The organism is Mycobacterium marinum, assembly GCF_003391395.1.
Classification (GTDB): Bacteria; Actinomycetota; Actinomycetes; order Mycobacteriales; family Mycobacteriaceae; genus Mycobacterium; species Mycobacterium marinum.
Genome location: NZ_CP024190.1, coordinates 4,964,696 through 4,978,427, shown reverse-complemented (window position 1 = coordinate 4,978,427; position 13,732 = coordinate 4,964,696). Strand labels below are relative to the sequence as shown.

8 protein-coding genes are annotated in these 13,732 nt (G+C 66.2%); 3 read left to right on the top strand and 5 right to left on the bottom strand.

Annotated features, from left to right (window positions below; translation table 11 throughout):
- Nucleotides 1-65 precede the first annotated feature (65 nt).
- The gene (locus CCUG20998_RS20825) at nt 66-824 is read right to left on the bottom strand and encodes a hypothetical protein (RefSeq protein WP_012395766.1); all 759 of its coding nucleotides are present in this window, start codon (nt 822-824) and stop codon (nt 66-68) included.
- 212 nt (nt 825-1,036) lie between these two features.
- Here CCUG20998_RS20825 and CCUG20998_RS20820 point away from each other — a divergent pair, with 212 nt between their 5' ends.
- Entirely contained in the window at nt 1,037-2,926 is a 1,890-nt protein-coding gene (locus CCUG20998_RS20820) for an MFS transporter (protein ID WP_020729957.1), read from the top strand.
- A gap of 8 nt (nt 2,927-2,934) precedes the next feature.
- Here CCUG20998_RS20820 and CCUG20998_RS20815 read toward each other — a convergent pair whose 3' ends face one another.
- Together CCUG20998_RS20815 and CCUG20998_RS20810 are read right to left on the bottom strand one after the other, a co-directional pair.
- Complete coding sequence (locus CCUG20998_RS20815) at nt 2,935-6,342, bottom strand: TM0106 family RecB-like putative nuclease (protein WP_020729958.1); 3,408 nt, start codon at nt 6,340-6,342, stop codon at nt 2,935-2,937.
- 82 nt (nt 6,343-6,424) lie between these two features.
- The gene (locus tag CCUG20998_RS20810; protein WP_012395763.1) at nt 6,425-7,021 is read right to left on the bottom strand and encodes an LppP/LprE family lipoprotein; all 597 of its coding nucleotides are present in this window, start codon (nt 7,019-7,021) and stop codon (nt 6,425-6,427) included.
- A gap of 231 nt (nt 7,022-7,252) precedes the next feature.
- Between CCUG20998_RS20810 and CCUG20998_RS20805 the strand changes: the two genes are divergently transcribed.
- Together CCUG20998_RS20805 and CCUG20998_RS20800 are read left to right on the top strand one after the other, a co-directional pair.
- Entirely contained in the window at nt 7,253-8,968 is a 1,716-nt protein-coding gene (locus tag CCUG20998_RS20805) for a DEAD/DEAH box helicase (protein WP_036456184.1), read from the top strand.
- A complete protein-coding gene (locus tag CCUG20998_RS20800; RefSeq protein ID WP_020729960.1) occupies nt 8,965-10,107 on the top strand; it encodes an acyltransferase family protein in 1,143 nt (380 codons plus the stop codon). The genes CCUG20998_RS20805 and CCUG20998_RS20800 overlap by 4 nt, the downstream gene beginning before the upstream one ends.
- Before the next feature lie 90 nt (nt 10,108-10,197).
- Here the strand turns inward: CCUG20998_RS20800 and CCUG20998_RS20795 are convergent, their stop codons facing one another.
- Together CCUG20998_RS20795 and CCUG20998_RS20790 are read right to left on the bottom strand one after the other, a co-directional pair.
- Nucleotides 10,198-10,971, bottom strand: coding sequence for a PPE family protein (locus CCUG20998_RS20795; RefSeq protein ID WP_012395760.1), 774 nt, complete (start codon nt 10,969-10,971; stop codon nt 10,198-10,200).
- A gap of 639 nt (nt 10,972-11,610) precedes the next feature.
- Entirely contained in the window at nt 11,611-13,671 is a 2,061-nt protein-coding gene (locus tag CCUG20998_RS20790; protein WP_020729961.1) for a PE family protein, read from the bottom strand.
- Between the last annotated feature and the right edge of the window lie 61 nt (nt 13,672-13,732).

Sequence of the window (13,732 nt, the reverse complement as noted above, 5' to 3'; positions counted from 1 at the left end):
AACGTCTCGCCCCATAAAGGCTAACGCTTTGCTGACGATTCGCCAGAGAGACCAGTCAAGCAGCGCTAGCTGGCATCACGAACGTTGGGCAGTACATGCAGGGTCACCGGCCAGCGTGCCGGCGGGGCGCCGAACGCCGAGCGGGCATTGCGGACCAGCTTCCTGCCGACCAAGCGATTGCCGATCGCGCCGATGATCGCCCCGATGCCGGCGGGCAGCAGTTTGCCGAACAACAGCACGCCACGCTTGAGCGCGAAACGCTTGACGAAGTACTTGAACATTCGCGTGTTCAACTTCGATATGGCCGGCAGCGGCAGCGAGGCCATCGATTCCGATACCCAGACCCCGCTCGTGCGGCCGGACCCGATCACCTCGGCCACCGCATTCTTGCTGTTGTCGCCGACCAGCACCGCCAAGACCAGCGCGCGCCGCCGTTCCCGGTGATCGAGCGGAATGTCGTAGACCGACGCCAGCGCGAGTACCAACAGCGCGGTGGCCTCGAGGAATACCGCCGTCTCTCCGGCGGCCGCAGACAACGCGGCCAGGGTCCCGATCCCGGGCAACGTCGCTGCCGCGCCCACGGCGGCTCCACTGGCGGTGACCACAGCCAGGAACCGCTTCTCGATCTTGCTGACAATCTCGGCCGGGCTGGCCGCCGGATGGGCGCGACGCAGTCGGGCCACATATGCCTCCGCCGCCGGGCTCTGTATGTGCGAACTCCGCTCGATGACCTGCGCCAATGCCCGCGTTGACGCTTTGGGCCGGCCCATGATCCCGGTCGGCTGCGCGGCCGGCTCGGACTGTCTTGTTCGTCGGGCGCTCATGTTGCCTCTCTAGAGAACGACTTCCCTTCAGGCTAGCGCCCGGCGCGCGAATTGCAGACCGACTGAAGTAACGGACCGGGCAAGAGTCGCCCGCGGCAATGATTCGGCGGCCCCTGGGTGACCGAACGGCCCCTTGGCGCACCCGGAATAATGCACGCTGGACTCCTGGGCGACCTCAGACCAACCGTCAGGAGCCGAAACGAGGTGCGTACATGACCGCGGTGACCAGTCGAGTGCTCGACAACGGCTACTCGGGGAACCCGTGGAACGCGCTGTCGGCGATGATGATCGGCTTCTTCATGATCATGTTGGACTCGACCATCGTCTCGATCGCCAACCCGACCATCATGGCTGAGCTGCATATCGGCTATGCCGACGTCGTCTGGGTGACCAGCTCCTACCTGCTGGGTTATGCGGTGGTGTTGCTGGTGGCGGGCCGGCTCGGCGACCGGTTCGGTCCCAAGAACCTCTACCTGATCGGCTTGTCGGTGTTCACCGCCGCATCGATGTGGTGTGGCCTGGCCGGCACCGCCGCCATGCTGATCGCCGCTCGGACGGTGCAAGGCATCGGTGCCGGGCTGCTGACGCCGCAGACCTTGTCGACCATCACCCGCATCTTCCCGGCAACCCGCCGCGGCGCCGCCCTGAGCCTGTGGGGAGCCGCGGCCGGCGTCGCCAGCCTGGTCGGACCGCTGATTGGTGGGGTCCTGGTCAGCGGTCTGGGCTGGGAGTGGATTTTCTTCGTCAACATCCCCATCGGCCTGGCCGGCCTGGTGGTGGCCTATTTGCTGGTCCCGGATCTGCCCGTGCACGCGCAGCGCTTCGATCTGATCGGAGTCGGGTTGTCCGGGGCGGGCATGTTCTTGCTGGTTTTCGGGCTTCAGGAAGGTCAGGCCGCGGACTGGGCGCCGTGGATCTGGGCGGTGCTGGTCGCCGGTGTGGGGTTCATGGCGATGTTCGTCTACTGGCAGGCGCTCAACCATCGGGCGCCGTTGATCTCGCTGGCGATCTTTCGGGACTGGGAGTTCAGCCTGTGCAACATCGGGGTAGGGATCACCGCATTCGCGACGACGGCGCCGATGTTGCCGCTGACGTTTTATGCGCAGTCGGTGTGTGGGCTGTCGCCGGCTCGGGCGGCGGTGCTGATAGCTCCGGTGGCGCTCGCCAGCGGTGTGCTCGCACCGGTGGTCGGAATGCTGGTGGATCGGTCGCATCCGCTGCCCGTGCTGGGATTCGGTTTCTCCGCGCTGGCGATCTCGATGACCTGGCTTTCGATCGAAATGGCGCCCGAAACGCCAGTCTGGCGGCTGGTGCTGCCGTTTGCCGCGATGGGTGCCGGGATGGCGTTCGTCTGGTCTCCGTTGGCCGCCACCGCGACTCGCAATCTGCCGGCGCATCTGGCCGGTGCGGGCTCGGGTGTCTACAACGCCACCCGCCAGCTCGGGGCGGTACTGGGCAGCGCCAGCATGGCTGCGTTCATGACGTGGCGGATCACCGCCGAGATGCCGCCGGGGTTCGACGCAGACCGCGGATTCAGCGGCGGCGACGGTGGGCTGCAACTGCCTGAGGTGGTGCGCACGCCGTTCTCGGCGGCGATGTCGCAATCGATGCTGCTGCCCGCATTCATCGCCGTGTTCGGCATCATTGCCGCCCTGTTCCTGGTCCGCTCGCGCACGGCGCTGGTGCGCGCGCACGATCGGGCCAGCCACGTCGATGACGACCATGTCGACCGCGGCGACTACGGCTATGGCGACTATGGCGACTTTGGCGAGCAAGACGACTTTGGCGAGCAAGACGACTATGACGACTATGTCGAGTTCGTCCTGCGGCCGGAGCCTGCCGTCGGGACACACCGGCACACCGAAATCCGACGTCCCCTCAGCGGGGTGAGCGGGAATGGGCCAGCGGTGGCCGGCCGCGGGCAACAACCACACTCGGCCAGGTTCGAAAAGTGGCGCGACGATGCCGCCGACGGTCACGCTGCCCCGATCGAACACAATGGCGCCCGGGTCGATGGCAGGCGCCGATTTCGTCCGGTCGCCGACTTCTTGCCGGCCCCCGACCAGGACGACGCCGCCGGGTCCGGGCACTCGTCGCCCTGAGCGCGTTCTCAGCCCGGTTCGGTCAGCGCCAGAAATGCGCCCAAATCCACCAGGCCGGCCGGTGTGCCGGGCAGATACCGGGTCAGCAGCTCGGAGCGCACGATCACCGCGGCATACTGCGCCCGACTGATGGCGACGTTGAGGCGATTCCTGTTGAGCAGAAACGAGATTCCGCGGGGAACGTCGTCCACAGATGAGGCCGTCATCGAGACGAACACGACGGGGGCCTGCGCGCCCTGGAACTTGTCGACGGTGCCGACCCGAACCCCATTCAGGCCGGCGGACAGCAGTCGCTGCCGGATCAGGGCCACCTGGGCGTTGTACGGTGCCAGCACCAGCAGGTCGCGGGTGGCCAGGGGGCGGGTGCCGTGTTCGTCGGTCCAGGGCGAGCCGAGTAGGCGCTGGATCTGGGCCAGGATCGCCTCGGCTTCCTCGGCGCTCTCGATCGAATTGCCCTGGTGCTCGACGGCAAGCACGTGGACGCCGGGCGGGCTTGCGCTGAGCCGACGCGCGGTGGTGCGCTCGGTGTGGGAATGCAGCTTGCCCGCGTAGGACAGCATCGAGACGGCATGGCAGACCGCGGGATGCATGCGGAACGAGCGATCCAGGAAGTATCCCCGCTCCTCGGGTAGTGTGCGCTGGCCGTCAACCAGCCATTCCAGTGCTGAGACATCGACGGGTTCGGGATGTTTACCCTGACTGACCTGCGGTAGCTGCTGCGGGTCTCCCAGCAGCAACAAGTTCGCCGCCGCCGGTGCCACGGCGACGGTATTGGCCAAGCAGAACTGGCCGGCTTCATCCACCACCAGCAGATCCAGACTGCCCGGAGGCACCCGATTGCCGTTGGCAAAATCCCAGGACGTACCGCCGACGACGCATCCTGGGTGGTCGGCGATGAAGGCCGCGTAGTGGTTGCCGTCGATCTCCTGCCAGCGGGGTGCGCCGTGGTCGTAACGCTTCTTGGCTATTCGTGCCGGGTCGAGCCCGGCATCAATCACGCAGTCCAGCAGGTTTTCCACGGTGGCGTGCGATTGCGCGACCACGCCCACGCGCCAGCAATGTTCTTGCACCAGTCGCCCGATCACCCGCGCGGCGGTGTGGGTTTTGCCGGTGCCCGGCGGCCCGTGCACCGCCAGGTAGGACGAATCCAGGTCCAGCACCGCGGCGGTGATGTCGGCGACCGTATCGCCGCTACGCGGTAGTGGCGCCGCGCTGCGGGTGCGCGGCGGACATCGCAGCAGCACGTCGATCAACGCGGTGCGGGGGAGCCGCGGTAACTCAGCGGCCGCGGCCGCGGCGGTGGCTTCGATGGAATCGCGCAACGCCCTGGTCGGTACCGGTGGCCCGGGGGTCAGTGCGAACGGCAGCTGCTGAAAGGTCGCGCCGTCTGCGCCGGTCCGTTCAAGGATGACCACGTCGGTGGGCAGACTCGGATCGTCGAGTTCCACAATCTCGGCGTGGCCTGCGGCTCGCAGGTCGGGGTCGGCGGTCATGCTGGGCGGAGCCGGGGGTTGGTAGAGCGCAAACACGCTGGTCTTGAGATCTCCACGTGCGAGCTCTCCGGTCAATCGGACTCGTCGCTGTGGTTTGCGAGCTCGCGCAGGCGTATGCCATGTGACGGTGACCGAGGCGTGATCGACAATGAAAACGTCTGTGCTGTCCGACCATTCGTCGATGGGATAGTTCAGCCGGTCGAAGTGAGACCACCAGAACGGCTTGTCTTCCCGGCGGTGATAGCCGCGGGCGGCAGCCAGCAGTGCGACCGCCGTCTGTTCGGCGGTGCGGTTGCCGGCCGCTGCGTCGCCGGCGAAATCCGACAACGTTGCCGCCAGTTCGTCGTGGTCTTCGATCGCGTCCCGCCTAGGAACGGGTTGCACCCCGATCGGTGTGACTCCGGCCTCCCAAGCGCGGATCAGCAGCCAGTCCCGCAATTCGCGGGTGGAGCGGCAGTCATAGTGGTTGTAGTCTTCGATCTCCTTGAGCACGGTCGCGGCCTCATCCAACCGCCCGTCGGCACGCAGTTGGCTGTAGCGGGCGTAGGAAGTGATCGAGTCAGTGGCGGTGGTGACCTCGCCGGAACGTAGCTGTGCCCCCATGTACAGCGGCTCGAGCGCCTTCAAACTGACCGACTCTGCGCCAACCCGAAAGCACTTGCGCACCACAGGGTATAGGTCAACCAACACTCCGTTTCGGAGCAGATCATCGATGGCGTCCTCGCCGACTCCGTAGCGGCCGGCAAGCCGAAGCAGCGCCGTCTTCTCATACGGCGCGTAGTGATAGATGTGCATGTTGGGGTGACGCTTGCGACGTTTGGCCACCAAAGCCAGAAAGTCGGTGAGCGCCTTGCGTTCGTCCCTGCGATCATGCGCCCACAGTGGGCGGAAGGCTCCCTTCTTTCCCGCTTGCAACACCCCGAACAGGTACTCCAGGCCCCACTCGTGGCCGTCCGCCGTCCACAGCGGATCGCCCTCAAAGTCGAAGAACAGATCGCCAGGATTTGGTTCGGGTAGCAGCGCCAACGGCTGCGGGTCGCTGATCTCATACTGCGGTGTACCGGTATTGCGTTGCCGCACTTGCACTTTGGCTTGCGCGGCAAGTTTGGCTAGGGCGTTCGCTGAGAGTTCGGGCACCGCACCGGTGTGGCTTGCCAGCCCGCCGATTGTGGTGATGCCGGCGTCCAGCAGCTTTTCTCGCTGGCTGACCCGCATCCCCGCGACCAGCAGCAGATCATCGCGACGACGCAGCTCCTTGATGCAGAGCTCACAGCGGAAACATGCCCGCACACCGTGGTCGTCCCAGCACACCGCGGTGTCCGCGGCGTAGTGCTCGTCGAGCAGCCGCTGCAGCTCGGCACGCTGGGCCCGGTAGACCGGGATCAGATCGCTGACCCGGAAATGCACCACCGTGCCGTCCCCAAGTTCCAGGTCGGCCTCCGGGGCCACCGGTACACCCGCGCCGGTCAGGGCATCGGCGTAGGCCCCCAGCTGCATCAGCGCGGTGACCTTGGGTGAGCGCGCCAGCTTGGTGTCGGTGATCCGATAGCGTTCGCGGTCGCGAATCAGGAAATCGGCAAACCCGACGAAGCGGCCGTCGAACATCGCGGCTTGATACACCACGGGCGCGCGGTCGGCGATGGCGCGTTGGGTGGCCTCAGCGGCGGCTGTCAGCCCAGCCAGGGTGTATGCCGGATGGCCGATGACCGCGATCTCACCGAACTGGTCGCGCAGCCGGTCGAGTGTGCGTCTTTCATGTTCATTCCCGAGCTCGGTGGTGCGCGCCAGCAGATCGTCCTCGGCGGAGATGGCGGGACCCCGGCCCAATTTCGAGTCAAAATGGCGCAGGAACGCGAATTCGCACCGCGCGGCGGCAGCAAGATCCGAGGCGCTGTAGAAGACGACGTCGTCGGCGACGAACACAGCAGCCACTCTAATGAGGGCCGGTCGAGACCGATCTGCATCGGCCTCGGCGGCTTAGCGCTCAGGGGTGCGGCCGGTTTGGTTACCCGGTCTTATTGCTGATCAGCTCGACGCCGTTGCCATTCCATCGGAACTTCACGACGCTGCCCAACCCGCTGATGCCGGTGGCGTACGTCAACGCAACCGTGTCACCGGTGCACTGCGAGGTGTCAATCCCGTTGAACCCGTAGGTATCGGGCACGCCCTGCGGGATGAATTTGCCCTGGTGGAACAGCACCGCTCTGGTGGTCGGATTATCGCCGTTGGTGTTGGCCCTGATGACTACCGCCGACAGCTGGGCACACTCGTTGTAGTTGCCCGCCAGCGGTTCGGGATTCCAGGGCTGCTCACTGCGCGGATCGCGGGGTAATTCGGAAACAACCTTTGCGATGGTGGGCGAGGCGAGGTTGACGGCGCAGGGGTCGGCCGGCGCGGGGCTGCTCGGGGGCTCGGCGGCCGCCGGGGGTGGGTCGGCCGCATTCGGTTCGTTGGAATTGACGGCTGAGGTGGTGGTTCTGGCTTCTGGGGTCTTGGCGACGATCGAGTCTCCCGAGCCGCAACCGGTCAGTGTCGCGGCAACCAATGCGAGCGCGCCGGTAAGCGGCGCGACTGGGCACGGGAGCGACTTCACACCGCGCACCGTACCGTCGCGGGGCCCTCAGGTGTGGCAGGCGTGGCCGCGCGATCACCCTCTTCTGGTGGCGACCCGCGGCGCCCGGCGTCGCCGGGCTTGCGATCCCCACGGGAATTGTTGGTGGCGACCCGCGGCGCCCGGCGTCGCCGGGCTTGCGATCCCCACGGGAATTGTTGGTGGCGACCCGCGGCGCCCGGCGTCGCCGGGCTTGCGATCCCCACTAAACTCCATGTCTTGATGGCCAACCCCGAAAACCTGCCTGCGGTACCCCCTGCCACCTTCGCCGACCTACAGATTCATCCGTCGGTCATGCGAGCAATCGCCGACGTCGGTTACGAGTCCCCGACGGGGATTCAGGCCGCTACCATCCCCGCGCTGATGGCGGGTTCCGACGTGGTGGGGCTGGCGCAGACCGGCACCGGCAAGACGGCGGCGTTCGCGATCCCGATTCTGTCCAAAATCGACACCACCAGCACCGCAACCCAGGCGCTCGTGCTGGCCCCCACCCGCGAGCTGGCCCTTCAGGTGGCTGAGGCGTTTAGTCGGTACGGCGCCCATCTATCGCGCCTCAACGTGCTTCCGGTTTATGGCGGATCGTCGTATGCCATACAACTGGCCGGTCTGCGGCGCGGCGCGCAGGTTGTGGTGGGGACACCCGGGCGGGTCATCGACCACCTGGAACGACGAACGCTTGATCTGTCCCGGGTGGACTACTTGGTGCTCGACGAGGCAGACGAGATGCTCACCATGGGCTTCGCCGAAGACGTTGAACGCATCCTGTCCGAAACCCCGGAATACAAGCAGGTCGCATTGTTCTCGGCGACCATGCCGCCGGCAATCCGAAAAATCACCACTAGATATCTGCACGATCCGCTGGAAGTCAAATCCGAAGCGAAAACCGCTACCGCCGAAAATATTTCGCAGCGGTACATCCAGGTGGCCGGTCCGCGCAAGATGGATGCGCTTACCCGGGTGCTCGAGGTCGAGCCGTTTGAGGCGATGATCGTGTTTGTCCGCACCAAACAGGCCACCGAGGAGGTTGCCGAGAAGCTGCGGGCACGAGGGTTTTCCGCGGCGGCCATCAACGGCGATATTCCGCAGGGACAGCGCGAGCGAACCATCACGGCGCTGCGCGACGGCGGCATCGACATCCTGGTCGCCACCGACGTGGCCGCGCGCGGGCTGGACGTCGAGCGGATATCGCATGTGCTCAACTACGACATCCCGCACGACACCGAGTCCTACGTGCACCGAATTGGGCGCACCGGTCGGGCCGGGCGTTCGGGTGCGGCATTGTTGTTTGTCTCCCCGCGGGAGCGACACCTGCTCAAACTGATCGAAAAGGCCACTCGGCAAACACTGACCGAGGCCGAGTTGCCCACCGTGGAAGACGTCAACGCCCAGCGGGTGGCGAAGTTCGCCGATTCCATCACCCATGCGCTGAGCAATACGGGCATCGAGTTGTTCCGCAGGCTGGTCGAGGACTACGAGCGCGAGCACAACGTCCCGATGGCTGACATCGCTGCGGCGCTGGCATTGCAGTCGCGCGACGGCGAGGAATTCCTGCTGGCGCCCGATCCGCCACCAGATCAGCGCGAGCGCCATCCCCGCAATGAGCGCAAGGAACGTCCGGAGAGGCGCAGAAGCGGCGGCGCCTTCAGCACGTATCGCATCTCGGTTGGCAAACGGCACAAAATCGGTCCGGGCGCGATCGTCGGCGCCATCGCCAACGAGGGCGGATTGCACCGCAGCGACTTCGGCCACATCACTATCGGGCCGGATTTCTCGCTGGTGGAGCTGCCGGTCAAACTGCCCCGCGAAACACTGAAAAAGCTCGAACAAACCAGGATTTCGGGTGTGTTGATCAACCTTCGCCCCGACCGCCCCGCCGATAAGGCGTACAAGGCGCGCCGCAACGATGGTGGCAAACCTCGGCGGAAACGCCTCGGATGACCCTGCCCGAAGCCACCGACGCCCAAGGCGGACTTGAGCAGATCTCGCACGTGGATCGGGTTGCGTCGCTGACCGGAATCCGTGCGGTCGCCGCACTGCTGGTGGTCGCCACCCACGCGGCCTACACCACCGGCAAGTACACCCATGGCTACTGGGGCCTGGTGTCGGCCCGGATGGAGATCGGCGTGCCGATCTTCTTCGTGCTATCCGGCTTCCTGCTGTTCCGCCCGTGGGTGCACTCCGCGGTCACCGGCGCTCCTCCGCCTTCATTGCGCCGCTACACGGCACACCGGGTGCGCCGCATCATGCCTGCCTATGTGGTCGTCGTGCTGATCGCCTACGTGATCTACCACTACCGCATCGCCGGACCGAACCCCGGACACAGCTGGATGGGGTTGGTGCGCAACCTCACGCTGACCCAGATCTACACCGACGGGTACCTGGGTTCATACCTGCATCAGGGATTGACCCAAATGTGGAGCCTGGCGGTGGAGGCCTCCTTCTACGTATTGCTCCCGTTCCTGGCCTACCTGCTGCTGGTGGTGATCAGCCGACGCCGCTGGCAGCCGAAGTTGGTGGTCGGTGCGTTGCTCGCGATGGCCACCATCACCCCGGGCTGGCTGGTGCTGATACACACCGTTTCGTTGTTTCCCGACGGAGCTCGCCTGTGGTTGCCCAGCTATCTCGCCTGGTTCTTGGGCGGCATGTTGCTGACGGTCCTACAGGCGATGAAGGTGCAATGCTATGCACTCGCGGCGCTACCATTGGCCACCATCTGCTATTTCATCGTCGCCACGCCGATCGCGGGTGCCCCCACCACGTCGCCCTCGGCGCTGACCGAAGCCGTGGTCAAAGCCTGCTTCTATACCGTGATCGCCACGCTGGCCGTAGCGCCATTGGCCCTGGGGGATCAGGGCTGGTATTCCCAACTGCTTGCCAGCCGGCCGATGGTCTGGCTCGGTGAAATCTCCTATGAGATCTTCCTGGTCCACCTGGTGACGATGGAATTCGCGATGGTCTACGTGGTCCGGTACCGGGTGTACACCGGCTCCATGCTGAACCTGTTCATCGCCACCATGGTCATCACGATCCCGCTGGCCTGGGTGCTACACCGCTTTACCCGGGTCAGGTCCGAGTAGACCCATCGCGACGGCGGGCCAGCTCACCCGAAATCAAGTGGCGGGTCTGGTGGGTCAGCGGATCACGGGCGCAACGTCAAGCACTGCCGACTACATCGTGGGTAGCACCGTCACCGGCGCCGGTTCGACCGGTGTCGGTTCAGGCGCGGGCTCGGGTGCGGGCGCTGGGGTCGGCTCGGGCGTGGGTGCCGGTGTCGGGTCAGGTGTCGGTGTCGGGGTCGGGTCAGGTGTCGGTGTCGGCGTCGGGTCAGGTGTGGGTGATGGATCAGGGTTGGGGTTCGGTGTCGGCGACGGGGAACCGCCCGACGAAGACGGCGCTTTGCAACCGGGCAGCAGGCGCAGCAGTTGCTGAAGCGGGGGCCACTGCGACAGCTGTGACCATATCTCCGACACGGTGGCGTGGTAGCCGCTCATCACCGCGACATCCTGGGCCCACATCTCCTCATAAAGACCTTCGGCGGCCGCGATCGCGGGAAAGTTCAAACCGAAGAAGTTCGTATTGGCCAGCAGGGCGGTTAGCGCGCGATTGGCGTTGATGATGACCGGGGACACTATGGCGGTACGGGCCGCCTCGAATGCCGTCGCCACCGCGCCCGCCTGACTGGCAGCGCTCTCGGACTGGGCGGCCGCGGTGCAAAGCCACGCGGCATACGGTGCGGCAGCCTGTGTCATCGCGGTCGCAGCGGGGCCTTGCCATGCCCCGCTGGCCAGGTCTGACGTGATCGATGCAAAGGACTCCGCCGCCGCGCGCAACTCGCTGGCTAACCCGCACCACGCCGCCGCCGCTCCCAGCATTGGCGCCGATCCCGGGCCGGCCTCGATGAGCGCCGAATTGATTTCCGGAGGAAACATGGGATAGGTCATCGCTAATCCTTACCGTACGGACCCAATTGAGTGGCCGCATTTTCCGGCTGCCTGATCGTCGGCTATCCGGCTCCCGGGCGCAGATGCAATGTGAGATGCGCTGAGCGGGAACGGCTTCCGGTATACCGCTGACATGTCGTCTTGCACCTCCGTGACGACATTGCACTTCTGACGGCCGCCTGACGGTGGCCGATCAGTCACAAGATATCGCCGCTAGGTGAGTTCGTCAGCGATTTGGACGAAATATGTTGACAGGCTGTTCCGTGCCGGTGACTGTGTCCGGTCATTCTGGGGGCAGGCGCGTTGCAGATCCCGTCGTCGCAGACGAGCGCATGGTGGGGGAGGGCGATCGGCCTCTGGAATTCGAGTCAGTAGCCAAGGGCGACAGCATGTTTCGTGATCTGGTGTTGGTGCGGATCGTTGCGGCCGTCAGAATGTCGGGATTGAGCCGGTTCGGTGAGAAGTGGCGTGCGGCGGCTTCGTAGCTTTCGTCGACCGGTGTGGCCGCAGGCAGATGATCACGATCATTGAACTCTGGCTGGTAGCTCGGGAAAACGGGCGGACCAACAAGCGCCAGCGCTGCTGATGCGACAAGGACGGGCAACGGCCAACGAACGACCGTAGGTGTGTCTTGTCAGGCTACGCGGGTCCGTTCAAGCCCATATTGCCGAAAAGCTGACCACCCGTGCCGCCGTCGCCGCCGAGCCCGCCAAAGACGCCAGCTCCGCCATCACCGCCGTTGCCCACCAGTTTTGCGTTGCCGCCCTTACCGCCGCCAGCCGGACTCAAGTTACCGCTGCTACCGGCGTCGCCACCAGCACCGCCGTTACCGACTGCACCGCCTGCGCCGCCGTTGCCGCCAGTGCCACCGCTGCCGAAAGCACCGACTCCGCCGGCCCCGCCCACCCCACCGTTGCCGATGACACCAACAGCATCACCACCGTTGCCGCCGTTGCCTCCGGTACCGGCCAGACCAATGCCGCCGTCGCCGCCGAGACCACCGTCCCCGATCAACTTGCCGCCGACTCCGCCATTCCCGCCGGTCAAACCCGCCTGGGTGGTGACGTCATGGCCACCGGCTCCACCTGCGCCACCGTGGCCAAACAACCCGAGTGCGTTGCCGCCCGCGCCGCCAGCTGATCCATTTCCAACAATGACGCCGTCGCCGCCGTTGCCGCCATTTCCGGACAAGTAGCCGCCATCCCCGCCACCGGCACCGGCACCGCCGTTACCCCCGCTTCCAATCAGGTATCCGCCCCTGCCGCCGGCTCCGCCGAGCCCAGACAAGCCAGGAGCCCCGGCCCCGCCGTTACCGCCATCTCCGAAAAGCCCTGCTGCACCGCCATTCCCGCCGACGCCTGGCGCGGGTGTTCCCACAGTGGCGCTCGCCGCGCCACCCGCACCGCCGTTGCCGCCGTTGCCAATTACGCCACCGCCGCCGCCGTTGCCGCCGGCCCCACCGATGGGACCAAGGCCTCCGGCCCCTCCGGTCCCACCGTTGCCCACCAGACCCACGGCGTTGCCACCCGTACCCCCGGACCCGGCTAGTCCCGCAGTGCCAATGCCTCCGGCCCCACCATCACCGCCGTTGCCAAAGAACTGACCGCCGATGCCGCCATCGGCGCCGTTGCCGCCGGCACCCCCGACCGCGCCTGCCCCGCCGTTGCCCCCGTTCCCGAACAGGCGGGCGTCGCCGCCATGGCCGCCAGAGCCACCGTCGTTCATGACACCGAACCCGCCACCACTGTTACCGCCGATCGCACCATTCCCGCCGACGCCGCCGTCCCCCCACAACCCTCCCTCGCCTCCAGCAGCGCCGTTGCCGCCGATACCGCCGTTGCCGCCGGTACCTCCGGTACCTCCGGTACCTCCGATACCGCCGTTGCCGCCGGCTCCGCCGTTGCCGAACACACCGCCTGCGCCGCCGATGCCGCCGTTGCCGCCGTTGCCGCCGGCGTGCCCGGGGACTGTGGGGCTTCCACCGGCGCCGCCATTGCCACCGGCGCCACCGACGCCCCACAGTCCAGCGCCGCCGCCACTGCCGCCGTTACCGCCGCCACTAAGACTGCCGAAACCGTTGCCGGTCCCGTCCCCGCCGATCCCACCGGCCCCGCCGTTGCCGTACAGCAGGCCACCGTGACCGCCATTGCCGCCAGCGAAGGCCGTCCCGCCGCCACCGCCGGCTCCGCCGTTGCCGATCAGCCCGGCATTACCGCCATTGCCGCCAGCGACATTGTTGTTCCCGGTCTGCGTGAACCCGTTGCCGCCGTTGCCATATAACAGGCCACCGTCACCGCCGTTGGGGTTCGCCGCGGTGCCATTGGCGCCGTTTCCAATGAGCGGGCGGCCCACCAGAGCCTGAGTCGGTGCATTGATGATGCCCAGTGCGTCTTGCTCCAGGGTCTGCAGTGGCGTGGCATTGGCCGCTTCGGCTCCGACGTAGGACTGCGCTCCAGCGTTCAACGCCTCTACGAACCGCTGATGAAACGCCGCGACCTGGGCGCTCAGCACCTGATAGGCCTGCCCATGACCAGAAAACACCGCCGCGATCGCCGCTGACACCTCGTCAGCACCAGCAGCCAGCACCGTGGTGGTAGGGCCAATAGCCGCGGTGTTCGCCGCCGCCAGTTGTGAGCCGATATCGACCAAATCACCTGCCGCGCCCGTCAACATGTCAGGGAATACCGTCAAATACGCCATCGCCCGTCTCCCATCAAGTTCTCATCGCCCCCAGGCGTTTCGGCAAGATAACCTCACTCCC